General features: G+C 72.6%; 19 protein-coding genes and 1 tRNA gene. 6 read left to right on the forward strand and 14 right to left on the reverse strand.

Features of this window, described 5'->3' with window-relative positions; translation table 11 throughout:
* Window positions 1–118: 118 nt before the first annotated feature.
* The 3 genes from GD970_RS03185 to GD970_RS03195 form a co-directional block, all read right to left on the reverse strand.
* Entirely contained in the window at window positions 119–1,399 is a 1,281-nt protein-coding gene (locus GD970_RS03185) for a sugar ABC transporter permease (protein WP_152200653.1), read from the reverse strand.
* 5 nt (window positions 1,400–1,404) lie between these two features.
* Window positions 1,405–2,142, reverse strand: a complete 738-nt coding sequence (locus GD970_RS03190; protein ID WP_226925115.1) for an ATP-binding cassette domain-containing protein — start codon at window positions 2,140–2,142, stop codon at window positions 1,405–1,407.
* A gap of 150 nt (window positions 2,143–2,292) precedes the next feature.
* A complete protein-coding gene (locus GD970_RS03195; protein WP_152200658.1) occupies window positions 2,293–3,507 on the reverse strand; it encodes a sugar ABC transporter substrate-binding protein in 1,215 nt (404 codons plus the stop codon).
* Window positions 3,508–3,734: 227 nt separating this feature from the next.
* Between GD970_RS03195 and GD970_RS03200 the strand changes: the two genes are divergently transcribed.
* The gene (locus GD970_RS03200) at window positions 3,735–4,232 is read left to right on the forward strand and encodes a phosphatase PAP2 family protein (protein ID WP_152200660.1); all 498 of its coding nucleotides are present in this window, start codon (window positions 3,735–3,737) and stop codon (window positions 4,230–4,232) included.
* A 7-nt stretch (window positions 4,233–4,239) separates the two neighbouring features.
* Here GD970_RS03200 and GD970_RS03205 read toward each other — a convergent pair whose 3' ends face one another.
* Window positions 4,240–5,694 carry an amino acid permease gene (locus GD970_RS03205; protein ID WP_152200662.1) on the reverse strand — a complete coding sequence of 485 codons (1,455 nt, stop codon included), beginning with the start codon at window positions 5,692–5,694 and terminating at the stop codon, window positions 4,240–4,242.
* Between the two features lie 227 nt (window positions 5,695–5,921).
* Here GD970_RS03205 and GD970_RS03210 point away from each other — a divergent pair, with 227 nt between their 5' ends.
* Window positions 5,922–6,425 (forward strand): pyridoxamine 5'-phosphate oxidase family protein, encoded by a 504-nt coding sequence (locus tag GD970_RS03210; RefSeq protein WP_152200664.1) that lies wholly within the window; start codon window positions 5,922–5,924, stop codon window positions 6,423–6,425.
* A 33-nt stretch (window positions 6,426–6,458) separates the two neighbouring features.
* On the opposite strand, the gene GD970_RS03215 is transcribed toward GD970_RS03210, so the two are convergent.
* Window positions 6,459–7,808 (reverse strand): 8-oxoguanine deaminase, encoded by a 1,350-nt coding sequence (locus GD970_RS03215; RefSeq protein ID WP_152200666.1) that lies wholly within the window; start codon window positions 7,806–7,808, stop codon window positions 6,459–6,461.
* A 187-nt stretch (window positions 7,809–7,995) separates the two neighbouring features.
* A complete protein-coding gene (locus GD970_RS03220) occupies window positions 7,996–8,916 on the reverse strand; it encodes a pseudouridine-5'-phosphate glycosidase (protein WP_152200669.1) in 921 nt (306 codons plus the stop codon).
* A gap of 558 nt (window positions 8,917–9,474) precedes the next feature.
* Here GD970_RS03220 and GD970_RS03225 point away from each other — a divergent pair.
* A complete protein-coding gene (locus tag GD970_RS03225) occupies window positions 9,475–10,002 on the forward strand; it encodes a CarD family transcriptional regulator (RefSeq protein WP_170297166.1) in 528 nt (175 codons plus the stop codon).
* A 104-nt stretch (window positions 10,003–10,106) separates the two neighbouring features.
* Here GD970_RS03225 and GD970_RS21455 read toward each other — a convergent pair whose 3' ends face one another.
* A complete protein-coding gene (locus GD970_RS21455) occupies window positions 10,107–10,451 on the reverse strand; it encodes a hypothetical protein (RefSeq protein ID WP_170297167.1) in 345 nt (114 codons plus the stop codon).
* A 370-nt stretch (window positions 10,452–10,821) separates the two neighbouring features.
* Here GD970_RS21455 and GD970_RS21460 point away from each other — a divergent pair, with 370 nt between their 5' ends.
* The 3 genes from GD970_RS21460 to GD970_RS03240 all read left to right on the forward strand — a co-directional run bounded on the left by GD970_RS21460 (window position 10,822) and on the right by GD970_RS03240 (window position 12,900).
* A complete protein-coding gene (locus tag GD970_RS21460) occupies window positions 10,822–11,163 on the forward strand; it encodes a ribosomal maturation YjgA family protein (protein ID WP_170297168.1) in 342 nt (113 codons plus the stop codon).
* Window positions 11,164–11,271: 108 nt separating this feature from the next.
* A complete protein-coding gene (locus GD970_RS03235) occupies window positions 11,272–12,093 on the forward strand; it encodes an MBL fold metallo-hydrolase (RefSeq protein ID WP_152200677.1) in 822 nt (273 codons plus the stop codon).
* A gap of 144 nt (window positions 12,094–12,237) precedes the next feature.
* Window positions 12,238–12,900 (forward strand): dihydrofolate reductase family protein, encoded by a 663-nt coding sequence (locus GD970_RS03240; RefSeq protein WP_152200680.1) that lies wholly within the window; start codon window positions 12,238–12,240, stop codon window positions 12,898–12,900.
* A 151-nt stretch (window positions 12,901–13,051) separates the two neighbouring features.
* On the opposite strand, the gene GD970_RS03245 is transcribed toward GD970_RS03240, so the two are convergent.
* The 7 genes from GD970_RS03245 to cmk form a co-directional block, all read right to left on the reverse strand.
* On the reverse strand, window positions 13,052–14,878 hold the full coding sequence (locus tag GD970_RS03245; protein WP_152200682.1) for an FAD-dependent oxidoreductase: 1,827 nt from the start codon (window positions 14,876–14,878) through the stop codon (window positions 13,052–13,054).
* Window positions 14,879–15,178: 300 nt separating this feature from the next.
* A tRNA-Pro gene (locus GD970_RS03250) sits at window positions 15,179–15,252 on the reverse strand.
* 104 nt (window positions 15,253–15,356) lie between these two features.
* A complete protein-coding gene (locus GD970_RS21465) occupies window positions 15,357–15,521 on the reverse strand; it encodes a hypothetical protein (protein ID WP_155524106.1) in 165 nt (54 codons plus the stop codon).
* Between the two features lie 93 nt (window positions 15,522–15,614).
* A complete protein-coding gene (locus GD970_RS03255) occupies window positions 15,615–16,760 on the reverse strand; it encodes a hypothetical protein (RefSeq protein WP_226925116.1) in 1,146 nt (381 codons plus the stop codon).
* A complete protein-coding gene (der, locus tag GD970_RS03260) occupies window positions 16,760–18,286 on the reverse strand; it encodes a ribosome biogenesis GTPase Der (RefSeq protein ID WP_152200684.1) in 1,527 nt (508 codons plus the stop codon). Before der ends, GD970_RS03255 begins: the two co-directional genes overlap by 1 nt.
* 5 nt (window positions 18,287–18,291) lie before the next feature.
* Complete coding sequence (locus GD970_RS03265) at window positions 18,292–19,029, reverse strand: lysophospholipid acyltransferase family protein (RefSeq protein ID WP_152200686.1); 738 nt, start codon at window positions 19,027–19,029, stop codon at window positions 18,292–18,294.
* A complete protein-coding gene (gene cmk, locus GD970_RS03270; RefSeq protein WP_152200688.1) occupies window positions 19,029–19,763 on the reverse strand; it encodes a (d)CMP kinase in 735 nt (244 codons plus the stop codon). The genes GD970_RS03265 and cmk overlap by 1 nt, the downstream gene beginning before the upstream one ends.
* Window positions 19,764–19,826 lie beyond the last annotated feature (63 nt).

Raw genomic sequence — 19,826 nt, forward strand, 5'->3', positions numbered from 1 at the left:
GTGCGTTCACTGCCAGGTTCCCCTCACGCAACCCGGCGACGGTAGAGCCGTGTCTACTCCGGTCGGCCGCCCCGGTCAGGCCCCCGGACGGGGGACGCTCCGGCCGCCGCGCCCTCGCCTACCTGCCCTCGGGCCGGTTGCGCCGGGCGACGGCGTCGATCGTCACGGCGATCACCAGCACGATCGCGGTGACGATGTACTTGGCCGCCGCGCTGAACCCGAGCAGCCCCATGCCGTTGTCGATAGCGGCGATGACCACGCCGCCGAGCACCCCGTGCAGCGCCTTGCCGCGCCCGCCGAACAGGCTCGTCCCGCCGATGACGGCCGCGGCGACCGCGTAGAGCACGAGGGTGCCGCCGTCGAGCGCCGTCGAGATCGAGCGCAGCCGAGAGGCGTAGACGATCCCGCCGATGCCCGCGGTGAGCGAGCACAGCATGAAGGCGAGGGTGCGGATGCGCGGGAGGCGGATGCCGGCGCGGCGGGCCGCCTCGGCGTTGCCGCCGATGGCGTAGACGTACAGGCCGAAGCGCGTGCGCCCCAGCAGGTAGGTCCACGCGGCCAGGACCGCGAAGACGAGCACCACGACCCACGGCATCCCGTACACCGGGGCCAGCACCCCGCGGTCGGCGTTGCACAGCAGGACCAGCGCCACCCCGCCGGCGAGGGCGGCGAGGATCTTGGCCACGGTCAGCTGGGGCGGCGGGGCCACGAGGCCGGACTCGCGCCGTCGCCGGTCGTGCCGCCAGGTCTGCCGCGCGAAGACCCCGACGATGACGAGCATGACGACCCAGCCCCCCACCCGGGTGAGGGTGCCGGAGCCGATCGCGTTGATGATGGGGTCCTGGATGAGGATCGACCCGCCGTTGCCCAGCACCCAGAGCATGACGCCCTGCCAGAACAGCAGGCCGGCGAGCGTCACCACGAAGGAGGGCAGGCCCAGCCGGGTGATGAGGGTGCCCTGGAGGAGGCCGATCAGCGCGGTCACGACCAGCGCCGTGGCGATCGCCGCCCACCACGGGAAGCCGGGGCCCGGCAGGACCAGCTCGGTCATGACGACGGCGCCCACGCCGGCCACGAACCCGATGGACAGGTCGATCTCGCCGAGCAGGAGCGCGAAGACCTCCCCCATCGCCAGCAGGCTGAAGACGGCCGCCTGCACGAGGAGGTTGACGAGGTTGCCCGCGGTCAGGAAGTGGCTGTTCAGCGACTGGAACAGGATCGCGACGAGGACGAGCCCGCCCACCACCGGCAGCACGCCCGTCTCGCCGCCCCGGATCCGTTGCAGGGACAGGCGCAGGTACTCCCCGGCCGACGGCGGCGCGGCGGGCCCGGCCACGACGGCGCCCGCGCCCGGCGGGGTCTGGGCCGGAGGCTTCTCGGCGTCCTGGAGCTTGGACATGGTCGCTACCCCGCCGTTCCCGGGGCCCGCGCGGTGCGCGTGGAGGCACCCGTCGTCATGAGGTCCACCACGATCTGGCGGTCCAGCTCCGCGGTGGGGCGCGCGGCGACCATCCGGCCCAGGTGCAGCACGGCGATGCGGTCGGCCACCGCGAACACGTCGTTGAGGTTGTGCGAGACCAGGAGCACCGCGTGCCCGCGGTCGGCGAGCCGGCGCACCAGGTCCAGGACCATCGCGGTCTGGGCCACCCCGAGCGCGGCGGTGGGCTCGTCCATGATGACGAGCTGGGAGTTCCACAGCACCGCCTTGGCGATGGCGACGGACTGGCGCTGGCCGCCGGAGAGGGAGGCCACGACCTGGCGGACCGAGCGGATCGTCGTCACCGCCAGGCTCGACAGCGTCTCCCGCGCGGCGTGCTCCATGGCCTCCTGGTCGAGCTGGCCGTGCCGGACCCGCTCGCGGCCGAGGAACATGTTCTGGACGACGTCGAGGTTGTCGCACAGCGCCAGGTCCTGGTAGACGGTCTCGATCCCGCGGGCGGCCGCCTCGCCGGGCGTGCGCACGTGGATCGGCTCGCCGTTCCACCACATCTGCCCCGCGTCGGGTGGATGGATGCCCGAGATGCACTTGATGAGGACCGACTTCCCGGCCCCGTTGTCCCCCGCCAGGGCCGTCACCTGGCCGGCGGGGAGGTCCAGGTCGACGTCGGTGAGGGCCTGGACGGGCCCGAAGTGCTTGCTCACGCCCCGCAGGCGCAGCAGCGGCGTCTCGTCGTCGCCCCCGGGGGCCGGGGTGGCGCCGGCCGGGGCGGTGGTGGTGGCGTCCGTGGTGTCCTCCCCTGGTGGAGGGGCGTGGCGGGCCGCCGTCGGCCCGCCACGTCCCGGTCGACGTGCCTACTTGATGCCGGCGTTCGTGCAGGCGGTGGCGACCTCGCCGGTGCACAGGTCGGCGACCTTGACGGCGCCGTCCTTGACCACCGTGTCGGCCATGTTGTCCGGGGTCACCCAGACCGGCGTGGTGTACACCGATTTGATGTCCTTGTTCAGCACGGTGTCCTTGGTGGTGGCGGCGACCAGCGACGACGGCGGCTCCTGGCCGGCCCGCAGGTACAGCGCGAGCGCCGCCGCCGCCTGCGCCTCGAGGTAGATGGGCTTGTAGACGGTGCCGCACTGGTAGCCGGTGAGGACGTTCTGCAGGCCCGGGAGCGAGGCGTCCTGGCCGGTGGTGGGGAACTTCTTGGCGGGGGTGCCGTTCTTCTTCAGCACCGCGATGACGGCGTTGGCGTTGTCGTCGTTGGGCGTGACGACGGCGTTCGTGGCCGGGTTGGCGGTGAGCTGCTGCTCGAAGGTCGTGGCCGCGACGGACGGGGTCCAGGTGCCGGCCGGCTCCCCCACCTTGGTGAAGGTGCCGTCCTTGAACTTCGGGTCCAGCACGCCGTTGTAGCCCTCGGCGAAGAGCTTGGCGTTGTTGTCCGAGGGGTCGCCGTCCATGACGAGGACGTTGGGGTTGGGGACGTTCCAGGCCCCGATGCAGTCCACCGCGCCCTGGCCGATGAGCTTGCCGACCTCGACGTTGTCGAAGCTGACGTAGTACCGGTCGGCCGGGCCGCCGGTGACGAGGCGGTCGTAGTCGATGACCTTCACCCCGGCCGCCTCGGCCTTGGCCTCGATCGCGGCGCCGCTGCCGGGGTCGAGGGGGTCGACGAGCAGCACCGAGGCGCCGGCGTTGATGTCCGCCTCGGCCTGCGTCTGCATCGTCGCGGCGCTGCCGTTGGCGTTGTCGATCTTGAAGTCGGACGTCGTCAGCCCCGCGGCCTCGAACGCCTTCGTGAGGTAGGGCGCGTCGTACTGGACGTACCGGGTGGACGTCGTCGTGTCGGGCAGGAGGACGCCGATCATCCCCTTGCCCTGCTTGGCGAGGTCGGTGAGCTGCTTCATGGCGGCGAAGTCGGCGGTGAAGTCGGTCGCCTTGAGCTGGGGTACCGCGGCGGACGTCGCCGACTGCGTCGTCGGGGAGGACGTCGTGGTGTTCGAGCTGCAGGCGGTGACCACCAGCCCGAGACAGAGGGTCGCGCTCGTGAGCGCCAGGCCCGTGCGTACGGTTCTCATCGGTCTTCCTTCCGTAGGTGACTGGAACCCGTACTGCCGCGAATCCTCCGCCCTCCCGTGGGAAATGGGAAGGGCGCGCCGTTGCGGCCCGGTGTCGTCCGCCCGCCGCCCTGCCCCGCCCGCCTGCCGCCCTGCCCCGGCGTCCCGGGCCGCCCCACGCCGCGGCGCGGTACCGGGACGCTGTCGCCACCCACGGAACTCTCAGGCGGTGGCTGCACCATGGCCGCGTGCCCGCTCTGATCTCCGCCATGGCCCGCTACGCCGTCTTCGTCATTCCCGCGGGCGCGCTGCTGGTGTGGTGGCGTGCCGGCCGGCGCGACAAGGTGACCCTCGCCGTCGCCGCGGTGGTGACGCTGGTCCTCGCGGCCGTGGGGATCGAGCTGGCCGCGCTGGTGTGGACCGATCCCCGGCCGTTCGTCGCCGACGGCCAGACCGCCCTGGTCCCGCACGCCGCCGACAACGGCTTCCCCTCCGACCACGCCACGCTCGGCGCCGCGGTCGCGGCCGTCGTCCTGGCCTGGCGCCGCCGCGTCGGCGTCGCGCTCCTGGCGGTGGCGGTCGCGGTGGGCGCGGCGCGCGTGGCCGCTCATCTCCACCACGTCCCGGACATCGTGGCGGGCGTTGGCATCGGCGTCGCCTGCGCGGGCCTCGGGGTCGTCGTCGCCCGGTGGGCCGTCGGGTGGGCGGCCGCACGCCGCGGTGCGACACCGCCCGCCGCTGCGTGACCCGGGCCTATGACGGCGCCCGCTGGCGTTGGTGCAGCGGGCTGGCCGGGTTGAGCAGCGCGTGCCGCCGCCCGTAGGTGAAGTAGATGACCAGGCCGATGACCAGCCACACGGCGAACCGGACCCAGGTCTCCCAGTGGAGGTGGAGGATGAGGAACACCGAGGCGAGCACGCCGAACGCGGGCACCACCGGCATGAACGGCAGCCGGAAGGAGCGCTCCGCGTCGGGGCGGGTGTAGCGGAAGAGGATGACCGCCACGCACACGACGACGAAGGCCGACAGGATGCCGATGTTGGTGAGGTCGGCCACCGCGCGGATGGGCAGCGCCCCGGCCAGCACGGTCGCGGCCACCCCGGCGATCCAGGTCACCCGTTGCGGGGTGCCGTGGCGGTCCACCCGTGCGAACCACGGTGAGAGCAGCCCGTCGCGGCTCATCGAGAACCACACGCGCGTGACGCCGAGCAGGAAGGTGATCATCACGGTGAGGATCGACAGCACGGCGAAGATCGAGATGATGTCCGCGATCACCGGCAGCCCCACGTTGTTGAACGCGGAGGCGAAGCCCGCCGCCGGGTTGATGTCCTGGTAGCTCTGCAGGCCCGTGAGCACCAGCGTGGCGGCGACGTACAGGATCATGGCGATGATGAGCGACAGGATGATCGCCTTGGGCATGTGCCGGCGCCCCTCGCGTGCCTCCTCCGCCGCGGTGGACATGGCGTCGTAGCCGAAGACCGCGAAGAAGACCGTCGCCGCGCCGGTGAGCACCGGGCCGAAGCCGTTGGGCATGAACGGGATGTAGTTGCCCGTGTCGATGTAGAAGACGCCCAGCGCGATGATCGCGAGGATCAGGGTGATCTTGACCGCCACCGCGATCAGCTCGAAGCGTCCGAACGTGCGCGAGCCGCGGCTGAGGATGAACGTCACGAGCAGGCAGATCAGCATGGCCGGCACGTTGACGACCCCGCCCTTGGCCTCGAAGGAGCTGGCGGTGATCGAGGTGGGCAGCGCCAGGCCGGTCCCGGCGAGGAAGGCGTCCAGGTACCCGGAGATGCCGATCGCCACGACGGCGACGATGGCGGTGTACTCGAGCAGCAGGTCCCACCCGATGAACCAGCCGATGATCTCCCCGAGCGCGACGTAGCCGTACGTGTACGCCGAGCCGGCACGGGGCACCATGCCCGCGAACTCGGCGTAGGACAGCGCCGCGGCCGCCGACGCCAGTCCGGCGATGAGGAAGGAGATGAGCACGGCCGGCCCGGCGGCGGGGTTGTTCGCGTCGCCGTGGGCGACCACCCCGGCGAGGGAGAAGATGCCGACGCCGATGATGCCGCCGACGCCGATCGCGGTGAGCTGCCACAGCCCCAGGCTCTTGATGAGCTTGCCGGAGCCGGTCTCGCTCTCGATGTCCTCGATCCGCTCGACCGGCATCCGCCGCCAGATCGAGCCGTGCTCTGACGCCATCTCGACCGCTCCCCTCGGTGGGAGCGCCCTGGACCCGGTCGCGGGCGAAGGTGCGCAGTACGAGCGTCACAGCGTTCGCGTGCCGCGTCCACCGGACGGGTCCGTTGGGGAACGGACCGGTGCGGCCCGGGGCGTGGTCGCCGGCGTCTCGTCCGGCCGCCCTGGTCCGCGCGGACCGATCGGTGGCACCCTGGGGGCCCGGCCGCGGCACACGAGGAGGTGGTCCCGTGACGCCGGACGACGTCGCCGCCGCCATGGCAGACCCGGTCGCCCAGCGCCTGCTGGCATCGGCGAACCCGGCCCGCCTCGCCTACGTGGCCCGGGACGGGACGCCGCGCGTGGTGCCGGTCGGGTTCGACTGGAACGGCGCGACGATCGTGATCGGCACGGTCCCGGGCTCGGCGAAGGTCCGGGCCCTGGAGGCCAACCCCGCCGTGGCGCTGACGATCGACACCAGCCCGCCCGCCTGGCCGCCCCACGTCCTGCTGGTGCGCGGGACGGCCACGGTCACCCTCGTCGACGGCGTCTTCCCCGAGTACGTGGCCGGCGCCCGGAAGCTCACCCCTGCCGCGGAGTTCGCAGACTGGGAGGCCGGCGTGCGCGCGCTGTACGACCAGATGGCGCGCATCGACGTCACCCCGACCTGGGTCCGCATCCACGACTTCGAGACCCGGATCCCGCGGGCGGTCGAGGAGCTGGCGCGCCGGAAGCGCGGCGACGCGCGCCGGTGACGGCGACGGCGCCGGCCCGCCGCGCCGTCGTCGTCAGCCGGCGGCCTGGATGGCGGTCGCGGCGGAGCGGTGACGGCGCAGCACGTCCTCGAGATCGCGGAGCCGGAGCTCGCCGTCGGCCACGAGCGGGGTGCCGGCGACGAAGGTGTACCAGGCCCGCGACGGGCCCGTGCGCAGCCACGCCTCGACGGGGTCGGTGAGGGCGCCCGCGAGCGCGACCGGGGAGGTGTCCCAGACGACGACGTCGGCGCACGCCCCGGGCCGCAGGTGCCCGATCTCGTCGTCCCAGCCCAGGGCGCGGGCGCTGCCGCGCGTGGCCATGTCGAGCGCGTCCCGGGCGGTCATCGCCTGGGGGCCGTGGCGGAAGCGGCCGAGGAGCAGGGCGCCGCGCGTCTCCATCCAGAGCGAGGCCGCGTCGCTGGAGGACGACCCGTCGCAGCCCAGGCCGACGTTCATCCCCACGCCGCGCAGGGTCATCGCGTCGGCGGTCCCTCCAGCGAGGATCATGTTCGAGCTCGGGCACTGCGTCGCGGACACCCCGGCCGCGGCGAGGCGCTTGTTCTCCTCGGCCGAGCCGTACACGTAGTGGGCCACCCACGAGCGCGGGCCGGCCCAGCCGACCCGCTCGAAGTACTCCACCGGCCGGCACCCGTACACCTCGAGGCAGTAGTCGTCCTCGTCGCGGTCCTCGGCGAGGTGCGTGTGCAGCCGGACGTCGTGCTTCTCGGCCAGCTCCGCCGTCGTCCGCATGATGCTCTCCGAGACGGAGAAGAGGGAGCACGGCGCCAGGGCCACGCGGGTCATGGCGCCGGGGCCGGGGTCGTGGTGGGCGGCGATCAGCCGCTCGGAGTCGGCGAGGATCGTGTCCTCGTCCTGGACGACCTCCCGCGGGGGCAGGCCGCCGTCGTCGACGGACCGGGTCATGGAGCCGCGGTTGGCCATGAACCGGAAGCCGATGTCGGTCGTGGCCCGCACCTGGGCGTCGATGAGCCCGGGGCGGGGGTGGACGTACATGTGGTCCGAGGAGGTCGTGCACCCGCCGAGGAGCAGCTCGGCCACGGCGACGTAGGTCGACAGGTACACCGCCTCCTCGTCCAGCCGGGCCCACAGCGGGTACAGCGTGGTGAGCCACTGGAAGAGGGTGCCGTTGACCGCGGGCCCGTAGGCCCGGGTCAGGTTCTGGTACATGTGGTGGTGGGTGTTGATCAGGCCCGGGGTCACCAGCCGGCCCCCGGCGTCCACCCGGCGGGCCGCGTCCGGCTCGGGCTCGCCGGCCCGGCCGGCGCTGTGCACCCGGCCGCCGTCGAGGGCGAGCCAGCCGCCCTCGATCTCCACCCCTCGGTCGATGTAGATGGTGGCGTTGGTGATGACGGTGTCGAGCAACGGAGACCTCCTGAGCGGGCTGACGTGGGTGGCACGTGCCCTGTCTCAGGCGTGCGCTTCGCCTGAATCGTCACCGCGTCGCGGGCGGGCGCTACTTTGCGTGTGTGGTCCGGTGAGATGAGTTATAGCACGCCCGCTCGGCGCGCTACTCCGGGCGGCTTCCCCCGGACGGCGTCGTGGCGCCTCCTCACGCCGTCGCTGAGGAGCGCTCGCGCCGGGCCCAGGCGGTGGCGATCTGCCCACCGAGGACGACGTTGCCGGTGGCGACGTCGATGTTGACCTCGAGGCTCGCGCCGCCCGTGTGCTCCTGGAAGTAGGCGAGCAGGAAGGGTGTGACGCCCTTGCCGGTGACTCCCCGCTGGTCGGCCGCGGCCAGCGCCTCGGCCAGGACCCGGTCGTGCAGCCGAGGGTCGAGCTGCCGCTCCGCGGGCAGCGGGTTGGCCACCAGCACGGCCCGGTGCAGCGCCAGGGCGTCCTGTGCCGCCATGACCGCCACCACGTCCTCGGCCGACTCCACCCGCCAGTCGATCGGCAGGCCCGAGTCCGCGAGGTAGAAGCCCGGGTACCGGTTCGTCCGGTACCCGAGCACCGTGATGTTGAGCGTCTCGAGGCGCTCGAGCGTCGCCGGGAGGTCGAGGACGGACTTCGCCCCCGCGGAGACGACCGTGATGGGCAACCCCGCCAGCGCGACCAGGTCGGCCGACTCGTCGAAGGACCGCGCGGCGCCGCGATGGACGCCACCGATCCCGCCGGTGGAGAACACCCGGATGCCCGCCCGCGCCGCCAGCAGCGCCGTCGCGGCGACCGTGGTCGCTCCCGTGACCCGCAACGCCATCGCCGGCGCAAGATCCCGGGCCGAGAGCTTGACGACCGAAGGATCCTCGGCGATCCGCTCGAGCTCGGCGGCTGTCAGCCCCACCCGCGCCACGCCGTCGACGACCGCCACGGTCGCCGGGGTCACCCCGGCATCGCGGAGAAGCCGCTCGAACGACCGGGCGGCGTCGAGGTTGCGCGGCCGGGGCAAGCCGTGGGCGACGATGGTCGACTCCAGAGCCACCACGGGGCGCCCCGCGGCGAGGGCGTCGGACACGGCGGCGGAGATGCTCACGGGCTGGCGGTCATGGAGGCCTCCTGCGGGTCGAAACAGCCCTACGGATGGCGTGCCAGGCGCGCGCTCGGTGGCAGTGCGGTCCCCTCGACGACGCAACGGCCCGCGAGAACATGGAGGACCACTCGTCCAGCACAGTCAACCCCATCACCTGGTAGGGGCGAGCCCTGCACAGGGCCGCACCTGCGGTTCCGGCCGGCGAGCGGCGCCCGTCGGCGCGTCTGCGTCGACCGGTCCCCTGCCCTGACGCCCTCCAAGAACGGTGGCAAGAATGCCCAGAAATGGTGACCGGCGGCACTTTGTGGCGTTGGTCTAGATATTTTCTGTATTTTTTGACATAATTCATGGGCTGGCTCGCTGAGGTCGGACTCTCCCGCACCGGATGACTTCGAGTCCCTTCCCCCACGCGCAGGCGTCGCCCGTCCGAGACCGACCAGCACCTGGTTCCAAGAACTCGGCACACGGCGACGGCTGCCTCTCGACGGAGGACACCGACCGCGAGCGCGACGCTCCCCTCCGGGGCGCACAGCCGGCGGCGTTCGTCGAAAGGATTACGCGTTGAATTACTACCCCGGCCAGGTTCTCGTCCATTCCCACCACGGCCCGGCCACCGTCTCGAAGATCATCGACCGGAAAGTTGGCAAGGGGCGTCAGCGTTACCTGAAGCTGGACGTGCACGACGCCGACCTCTCGGTCGGGGTGCCGCTGGATCGGGCCGAGGAGCTCGGTGTGCGCGCGCTGCTCGACGCCGACGGCCTGCGCGAGGTCTTCGACCTGCTCCTTGCGCCGACCGGGGAGAAGGACGGCGTGTGGTCCCGTCGCGTCAAGAACAACGCCGACCGGCTGCGCTCCGGCGACGTCCGCGTCATCGCCGGTCTGATCCGCGACCTCACCCGGTGGAACCAGGAGAAGCGGCTCTCCTTCGGCGAGACGACGATGCTGCGCGATGCTCTCACCCCGTTCGTCGCCGAGCTGGCCCTCGTGCTGGGCGTCGACACGGACAAGGCCACCGCGATCGTCGATGCGGCAGTTCTCGAGGGCACCCGGCCGAGCATGCCGCGGGCCGAGCTCGCCGCGGCAAGCTAGCCGCACCGAGGACGCGGCCCCGGTCCCTCGAGCCCAGCACCCAAGGGCCGGGGCCGTCGTCGGGGCCTTCTCCCTCTTCTCCTGCGGCAGGCGGCCGCCGGTGGTCAGGGCGAGGGAACCGATCCGCGTTCCGTGCAGGCCGGCGGCTGTTCCCCGGCCACCGGTGGACCTGCCTGATCCGACAATCGAATTCTCCAATCGTAGGCCTCGCGGCGCCCTCGCGGCAGGTCGAGGAAGCCGCGCACCGCGTTGATGGACATGCCAGCTTCGACCGCGATCTCGTCGGGCGAGAGACCGGCAGCGTGTGCAGCACGCAGGGCACCGACGATCCGCTCTACCGACCACTCACCACCCGCTTGTGCCGGCGTGATCACCGCGAGCAGCCTCTCAAGCGCCACCCGCTGCCCCTCCTCGAGATCCCGAGCAGGCACGAGCCGCTCATCGGTCATCCCGAACCACCGTCCATTTCACACGTCGCCCAGGAGGAGTGAGCGGGCGGCGGGCGCCTGTCGGCCTCGCCTGCCGGACCCGCCAGGAGCTTCGCATGCGGCTGCCTATCATGGAACCGGGCGTCGGAATTCCCTGTCACCACCGACACCACAGCGAGGCCGGCTCCGTGAGACGCTCCGTCTGCGGCGAATCCCGACCGGGACCCACGCTGCTCCAACCTCGGACGCGTATCGGCACACCCTCATCGCAGACGGGCCCGGAGGGATCGGAGAGACCATGGCAGACCGTCCGGTGCCCGCCTCTCCGCCGCAGGCCCGCCCACCGGCGCACACCAGAACCAGGCGAGCGACGTTGTGCATTGCCGCGCTGATGACCGTTGCACTCGGGCTCAGCGTCCGCACGTTCAGCGATGGCGCCTGGACCGGCCCCGTCGGCGACGCCCTGTACGCCGTCCTCATCTATCTGCTCGTGGCAATCCTGCTCCCAGGGAAGCCCCGGGTACAGGTCGTCGGCGCGGCGATGACGGCCTGCCTGCTGATCGAGGTGTTCCAGCTCACCGGCCTCCCTGCGGAACTGGCACGGTCGTGGCCGCCCATCCGGCTGGTGCTGGGCACCACGTTCGGAGTGGCGGACCTGTTCGCCTACGCCGCCGCCTGCGTCCTCGCCTTCGCCGTCGACCGCACGCTCAGCAACGCCGTGACGCTCCGGTAGGCGGCCCACGGACGACCGCCCCCTCGGCGTGGCCAGAACCCTGTTACCTGCGCGACCGCAGGCACTAGCGTCACGACAGGCTCGCGCGACCACCCTCGGAGGGAACTCATGCTGCAGCACGTCGCTGAGGGCGTCCTCGTTCACGAGAGCGAGTTCATCCGGAGCAACTCCGTCGTCGTGCAGGGCCGGGCCGGCGTTCTCCTCATCGACCCCGGCATCACGAGCCACGAGATGGCCGCCCTCGCGAACGACCTTCGCGGGTTGGACCAGCCCGTCGTGGCCGGCTTCTCGACCCATCCCGACTGGGACCACGTGCTCTGGCACGCAAACTTCGGTGACGCGCCCCGCTACGGCACAGCCCGCTGCGCGGCCTCGATCCAAGAACTGCTGTCGCAGGAGGACTGGCAGGTCCGCATAGCCGAGGGGCTACCACCGGAGTTCGCCGACGACATCCCGATGGATCTGCTCGGTCTCATCACCGGCCTGCCCGCGGGAGCCACACAGATTCACTGGGACGGCCCCGCGGTCCGCATCATCGAGCATCAGGCCCATGCCCCGGGCCATGCGGCGCTGCTGATCGAGGAGAGCGGCGTCCTCGTCGCCGGCGACATGCTCTCTGACATCCTGATGCCCTTCCTCGACCTCGATGCCACGGATCCGATCGGGGACTACCTCGCCACGCTGCGGCTGTTCGAGACCGTGGCCGACGACGTCGCGGCCGTCATTCCCGGTCACGGCGCCGTCGGCAGGGCTGACCAGGTACGGGCGCGAATCGACCAGGACCGTGCGTACGTGCAAGCCCTGCGAGGCGGCGGGGTCTTCGATGACCCGCGGGTCGGTCCATCGGCCCCGTTGGAGTGGCTGCCCGACGTGCATCGGTGGCAGGTACAGCGGCTCGCGCAGAGAGAGCCGGACACAACGCACGAATAACTGTGCTCGCCTCCACCAGCCTCGATCGGGCAGCTGGACAGCAGCCTCGGCGCTACGGTCGGCATACCGGATGCGGACCGCCAACGGGTCACGTCCCGGCCTGCGGGTTCCCGTCCGCGAGCCGCCCCACGACCAGGAGACGTCATGTCACTCGTTCGTGTTCACAACTTCTCTGTCTCGCTGGACGGTTTCGGTACGGGCGAGGGCCAGCGGCTTGATGCGCCCTTCGGCCACGCCGGGAGCCGCCTGCTCGAGTGGGCCTTGCCGACGCGTACCTTCCAGCAGATGGGCCTTCACGGCGAGGAACCGGGCTCCGTCGGCATCGATGAGACGTTCGCCAGCCGGTGGGCCACCGGGATCGGGGTCGAGATCATGGGCCGCAACAAGTTCGGTCCTCAGCGCGGCCCGTGGCCGGACGAGAGCTGGCGGGGCTGGTGGGGCGACAACCCGCCCTTCCACACGCCGGTGATCGTCCTCACCCATCACTGGCGCCGACCGTTGGAGATGGACGGCGGGACCACCTTTCACTTCCTCGACGCCGAACCCGCCGAGGCGCTCCAGCAGGCACGCGCCCTGGCCGGCGAACTCGACGTCCGCATCGGCGGCGGCGCCACCACTGTCCGCCAGTTTCTCGAGGCAGATCTGATCGACGAGATGCACATCGTCCTCGTGCCGATCGTCCTCGGCCGGGGCGAACGGCTCTGGGACGGCCTCGAAGGACTCGAGCAGCGCTTCCACATCGAGGCAGCCCCCTCGCCCAGCGGCGTCATCCACCTGACCTTCCAGCGACGGGCCCGGGCCGCCTAGCCGCGCCGCGATGAAGAACCGTCCTGCCGAGCTTGTCCACGACCGTCGGCCCCCGGACACGGCCTGGTCGGTTCGCGACGCGCGACGTCAGCTGTCGTGCGGTCCGCCCCCGACCGCCGTCTCGACGGCGGTCGGGGGCGGAGAACCTGGCTCAGGCCTCAGCCTGCCGTCGGGCTGCTTCCCGTCCCGCGAGGTAGCCGAACACCAGCCCGAGCGAGATGGTGCCGCCGGCGCCTCCGTAGAACCCCTTCGTGGGTGCACCACCGGCGTTGCCGGCGGCGTAGAGACCCGGGATGACCTCGCCCCCGGTGTTCAGCGCGCGGCCGAGCGCGTCGGTCCGCGGGCCACCCACGGTGCCCAGCGCGCTGGCCTCGACCTTGAGCGCGTAGAACGGCGCCTTGTCCACGGGCCCCAGGACGCTCGACCGCGGGCTCTTCAGCACCGGACGGATGATCCGTGCCAGGGGCCCGACCACCATCGAACGCACGCGCTCGGGGTCGTTCTTCTGCGCCACCCGTCCGGCGAGCTTGCTCACGACCGGCCCGATCGTCGCGGCAATACCGTTCCGGGCCTTGGCGGTGAGGGCGGGGAACCGGGCGTCCGGCGAGAGCTTGCCCAACCGGGGGTAGAACGCACCGAAGTAGCGGTCGAACAAGGTCTCGCCGCGGTGGAACTGCGGGTCTCGGGCCCGGGCGGCGTCGGGGTTGAACCGGTCGACGGTGCGGAGCAGCCCCACCTCGTCGACCCCGATCTTCCCCGCCAGGTCCGCCAGGGTGTCGGCGCGGTGCAGGTAGTCGGGGACCGCCCCGCCCGGCGTGACGCCGAAGATCCCGAACTTCTCCCAGTAGTTCTGGTCGAAGATCAGCCACGCCGTGGCGTTCGGCATGGTGCCGGTCTCCGGGTCGATCTCGCGCATGATCTGGCCGAACTGGTCGTAGGCCAGGGCCTCGTTCGCGAAGCGTTCGCCCTTGCTGTTCACCATGATGCTGTGGGGCAGGGCGCGCTCGCCGAGGAAGACACGGGCGAGCGGGCGGCCCTCCAGCTCCTCGCCGGGCAGCTGCACGCCCGGCATCCACCAGGCGTCCTCCATGCCTGTCAGGTCGGCGCCGACCTCCTGGGCCAGCTGCACCGCAATGCCGTTGTGGCCCTTCGGGGAGACCTGCACGCCGAACGGGCCGCCGAGGTAGGTCGAGGTGTGCTCGGGCGAGCTCTCGAACCCGCCGCTGGCCAGCAGCACGCCCCTGGTGGCCCGCACCGTGTGCTCGACGCCATCGGCCTCGACGACGACGCCGCGCACCTGCGAGTCCTCGATGACGAGTCGGGTGGCGGGCGCCTCGACGCGGACGTCGACGCCGTTGCGCAGGCCCGCCTCGAGCAGCGCGCCGACCAGGGCCGGTCCGGCGAGCCAGACGTCGTCGATGCCGATCCCGCCCAGGAGCCAGAACGGGAGCGGGTTCTTCGCCATGCCGGTGGTCAGGGCCGGGCGCACGTACTTCGCTGCCCTGCCCAGGCCCTTCGGGGAGTAGGGCCCGGGGAACAGCGCGCGACCGACGGACGCGCCGTCGATGTCGGAGCGGTAGTCGGGCCAGATCGTCGGGATCCACCCGAAGGAGGTGTGCTCCTCGATGAACCTGGCGACGCGGGGTCCGGTCTCGAGGAACTTCTCGACCAGATCGTGGTCGAGGACCTGGTCGCGCCCCTGGCCGTACATGTAGCGCCGTGCCTGGTCCAGGTCGTCGTCCACCTTCAGCTCCTTGCGCGAGAAGCCGTGGTTGGGGATCCAGGCGGCCCCGGCGGAGATCCCCGTGGCGCCGCCCACCAGTTCCCGGGACTCGACGACCAGGACGCGTGCCCCCTCCTTCGCGGCGGTCAGCGCCGCCGTCAGGCCTGCGCCACCGGACCCGACGATCACCACATCGACCTCGTCCGGGATGCCCTCCTGGGCGACCGATCCGATGGAGCCAGCTGCGAACCTCATGACACTTCCCTCCCAACTGGCCGGCATGACACCGGCCACACGGCCGCAGTCGATACGTATGCATCGATCTACCCGGGGCAACTCCGACCTCTCCAGGGGAATTCCCGACGCCGCTTCTCCGTATGAGTGGGCTCGGCCACAGCATCGAGGTCTCGCAGAACAGGTGCCGACCCCCGGCTGGCTGGTGCTCGCGGGCGACGGCCGCCTTGGGCGTGACGCGGGCTGCCTGAGTGCTTCCAGCACGCCGAAAGGGCCGCCCCGGAAACTCCGGAACGGCCCTTGGCGTGCGGCTCTACAGTGTCGGGCTGGCGGGATTTGAACCCACGACCCCCTGACCCCCAGTCAGGTGCGCTACCAAGCTGCGCCACAGCCCGTTGTCCGGCGAACCGGACTCCGAAAGGTTACCCCAGCGCACCCGGTGCGACCGAATCCGGCCGGCTGTGACGGTCGCCTCACCCGCCCCCCACCGCCCGGCTGCCTACTTGTCGGCGCCCGTGTCGGCGTCCTCCTCGCCCTCGAAGGTGCTGCTCTTGCCGGCGCCGAGGCCGGCACCCGTCTCCGGGTTGGGCACGTCGCTGTCCTCCTTGACGTGCCGGCCGTGCTTACGGGGCTCCTCGGTGGGGTTCTGGTCCTGCTCGCTCACAGTCGTTCCTCCTGGTTCGACGGACAAGCTCCCAGTCTGGGTGGGGCCGCCGGAGGCGGCAACGGCAACCCGAGGCGGCGGGATGCGAAGCCGCTACGCCGGCGCCCCGGCGACCCGCTGCAGCCGCCGCAGCTCCGCCCCCGTCACACCCAGCGCCGCCACTGCCAGCAGCAGCCCGGCGGAGGCCAGCCACGGCTCGACCCGGTACAGCGCCACCTGGGTGAGCAGCAGCGTCACCAGCACCGCGCCGCGCAGCCACCGGAACGCGGCGTACCGGTCCGTCGGCAGCAGCAGCCAGCCACGCGCGGCCACGACGAGCGTGAGCGCCGTCGCGCCCAGCACCCCGGCCTCGACCCAGCCGGGCGCCGTCTGCCCCTGGGCGCGGTGCACCATGAGCGTGGCCGGGGCCCCGGCGAGCAGCACGAGCAGCAGCACGCCGGTGAGCGCCGTCGACCACCGCCGGCGCACCACGCCGTGCAGCAGCGCCCGCAGCCGCTGACGGGCGGCGTCGACGGGGTCCAGGACCTCTTCCTCGTCGTCGGGGATGGCGCGCAGGAGGGCGGCCGTCTCCGCCCAGCCGCGCGCGCCCCGCCCGCGGGCGAGCAGGTCCTCCGCGACCGCGCGGCGCCGCTGGCTCAACCCGCCGACCAGGCCGGAGACGGCGTGGTCGGCGGCCGCGGCGAGGTGCTCGCGGCGGTGGTGCACGCGCCGGCCGTGCAGCACGTCCGCCCACACCATGAGCAGCACGAGGGTGACGTACATGATCATCGGGGCGGGCGCGTAGAAGTAGTCGTTGTCCTGGGTGAGGAACTTGCCCACCTCGTCGATGAACAGACCGAAGCCGATGCCGCCGGTCAGCGCCACGAGCGGGCGGACCACCGGCCCGGCGAAGGACAGCGCTAGCACGACCGCCACCGCCAGGAACAGCCCGCCCCACAGCACGTGGGCGACGTGCAGCCCGCCGCCGCCCACCTGCGGGAAGCCGGCCAGCTGCAGGAACGCCCGGGTGACGACCACGGTGAGCACCGTGGTGACGACGAACCCGGTGACGTGCGCCGTCGCCTCGGGGTCCCGCGGCAGGCCCCACCGCAGCAGCCGACCGGGCCGCTCGGGGGCGCGCCGCAGCGGGGCGTGCTCACGCCCCGGTCGCCCGGACTCCTCCCCCGGCCGGCCGCGCACGGACTCCTCGGGGGCGGCCACCGGCCGCTCCCCCGCCGCGCGGCGCCGGGGCCTGGGCATCAGCGCCGCCGCTTCTCCCGCACCCGCACGCTGATCTCGATCGGGGAGCCGGTGAACCCGAAGCTCTCCCGCAGCCGGTTCTCGATGAACCGCCGGTACCCCGCCTCGATGAACCCGGTGGCGAAGATGACGAACCGCGGCGGCCGGTTGGAGACCTGGGTGGCGAAGAGGATGCGCGGCTGCTTCCCGCCGCGCACCGGGTGCGGGTGCCCCGCCGTCAGCTCGCCCAGGAAGGCGTTGAGCCGGCCGGTGGGGATGCGGGTGTCCCAGGAGTCCAGCGCCGTCTCCAGGGCCCGCACCAGCCGGTTGGTGTGCCAGCCGGTCTTGGCCGAGACGTTGATCCGCGGCGCCCACTGCACCTGGACCAGGTCGAGCTCGATCTCGCGCTCGAGGAAGGGCCGGCGGTCCTCGTCCATGAGGTCCCACTTGTTGTAGGCGACGACCAGTGCCCGGCCCGAGTCGATCACCTGCTGGATCACCCGGGTGTCCTGCTCGGTCATCGGCACCGAGGCGTCGACGAGGACGACGGCGACCTCGGCCTTCTCCAGCGCGGCCTGGGTGCGCAGCGAGGCGTAGAAGTCCGCGCCGGAGGTCTGGTGCACGCGGCGGCGGATGCCGGCGGTGTCGACGAACCACCACGGCTTGCCGCCCAGCTCGATCAGCTCGTCGACGGGGTCGCGGGTGGTGCCGGCGGTCTCGTGGACGACGACGCGCTCGGCGCCGGCGAGCTGGTTGAGCAGGGAGGACTTGCCCACGTTGGGCCGGCCCACCAGCGCCACCCGGCGCGGCCCGCCCTCGGGCAGCTTGCCGGCGACGGCGGAGACCTCGGGCAGGACGGCCATGGCGGCGTCGAGCACGTCGCCCGACCCGCGCCCGTGCAGCGCCGAGACGGGATAGGGCTCCCCCAGCCCCAGCGACCACAGCATGGCCGCGTCGGCCTCCTGCATCGGGGAGTCGACCTTGTTCGCGACGAGCACGACGGGCTTGCCCGAGCGGCGCAGCAGGCGGACCACCCGCTCGTCGGTGTCGGTGGGCCCGACGGTGGCGTCGACGACGAACATCACGGCGTCGGCGAGCTCGACGGCGGCCTCGGCCTGCTCGGCCACGCGGGCGTCGATGCCGGCGACGTCGACCTCCCACCCGCCGGTGTCCACGAGGGTGAAGTGGCGCCCGGCCCACTCCGCGGGGTAGCTGACCCGGTCGCGGGTGACGCCGGGGGTGTCCTGGACGACGGCCTCGCGCCGGCCCAGGATGCGGTTGACCAGGGTGGACTTGCCCACGTTGGGACGGCCGACGACGGCGAGGACGGGCAGCCCGGCCCGCTCCCCCGGCGCCTCGGCGGGCTCGGCGCCCTCGAGGACGACGAGGTCCTCCTCCTCCAGGACGTAGTCGGCCAGGCCGGCGCGCAGCGCCTCGGCGCGGCGGTCCTCCTCGGCCTCCTCCGCGGCGATCTGCTCGGCGGTACGCAGGTCCTCCGCCTCGGCGGGGTCGGCGAGGTTCGGCTCGCGCGCGGGATCGGTGCTCATGGGTCTCATTCTTCCTTGTCGGTGGCCACGGGGCCGACCGGGTCCTGCGCGGAGGCCGGCAGCGGCACCCCGGTGAGGGCGACGGCGGCGGCGACGTGGGCGGCGAGCCCGGCGCCGATCCCGTCCATGGCGCGGGCCAGGCGCTCGCGCCGGCTGACGCCGTCGGGCAGGGCCAGGTCGAGCGGCTTGCCGAAGGCCACGTGGAGCTTGGCGCGCGGCGGCGGGACGTAGCCGCGCTTGTCGCCGGTGCGGCGGGTGCCCAGGACGGCGGCGGGCACCACCGGGGCGCCGGAGTTGACGGCGAGCCAGGCGACGCCGGCGCGGACCTCGCTGACGTCGCCGCGCCCGCGGGTGCCCTCGGGGAAGATGCCCACGACGCGGCCCTCGTCGAGCAGCGCCTTGCCGACGGCCAGCGCGGCCCGGCCGGAGGCGCGGTCCACCGGGATCTGCCCGGCCCAGGTCATGAGGAAGCCGATCGTGGAGTCGAAGAACTCCTGCTTGACCAGCACGTGGGAGCCGCGCGGCAGGGCGCCGTGCAGCACCGGCCCGTCGACGATGCCGGTGTGGTTCGAGGCGATGATCACCGGGCCGGTGGCCGGGACGTTCTCGGCGCCGTGCACGGTGGTGTTCCACCACACGTGGTCGAGCACCCAGCCCACGCGGCGGGACCAGGTCGGTCCCCAGCGGTAGATGTCCTCCGGGCGCACCCGCTGCCCACGGGTCGCGCCGGTGGCGGCGCCCATCAGCGGGCCTCGCTCACGGCGCGGACCACGCCCAGGACCGCGCGGAAGGTGTCCTCGATGTCGAAGGCCGAGGTGTCCACGGTGGTGACGCCGTCGGCCGCGGTCATGAAGGTCGAGACGGTGGAGTCCTGCGCGTCGCGGCGCACCACCTCGTCGCGGGTGGCGGCGATGGCGGCGGCGTCGGCGCTGCCGTGGCGCTCCCGGGCGCGGCGGGCCAGGCGGGCGGCCTCGTCGGCGGTGAGGAGGATGCGCACGTCGGCGTCGGGGGCGACGACGGTGGTGATGTCGCGGCCCTCGGCGACGATGCCCCGCCCGGCGGAGCGGGTGCCCGGGGCGCCGGACGCCTCGGCGTCGATCTCGGCGCGCTGGCGGCGGCACAGCTCGGCGCGCACGGCGAGGTTGGTGGCCACGGTGGACACGACGGCCGTCAGTGCGGCCTCGCGGATGGCGGCGGTGATGTCGGTGCCGGCGCACACCACCCGGGGGTCGGCGGGGTCGGTGACCATCTGCAGCGGCATGGCCTCGACGGCGGCGGCGACCCGGTCGGTGTCGCTGAGATCGACGCCCTCGTGCTGGCACCACCAGGTGGCCGCGCGGTACATGGCGCCGGTGTCGAGGTAGGCCAGCCCGAGCTCGGCGGCCAGGCGCTTGGAGACGGTGGACTTGCCGGTCCCCGAGGGCCCGTCGATCGCCACCACGAGCCCGCGCCCGTCGGGCCTGCCTGCCTGCTCCACCGTGTCCTCCTCCAAGAAGTGTCGTGAGACGTCAAGTTGTGCGCGAGACGTCAAGTTGTGCGT

Source organism: Georgenia thermotolerans (assembly GCF_009193185.1).
Classification (GTDB): domain Bacteria; phylum Actinomycetota; class Actinomycetes; order Actinomycetales; family Actinomycetaceae; genus Georgenia; species Georgenia thermotolerans.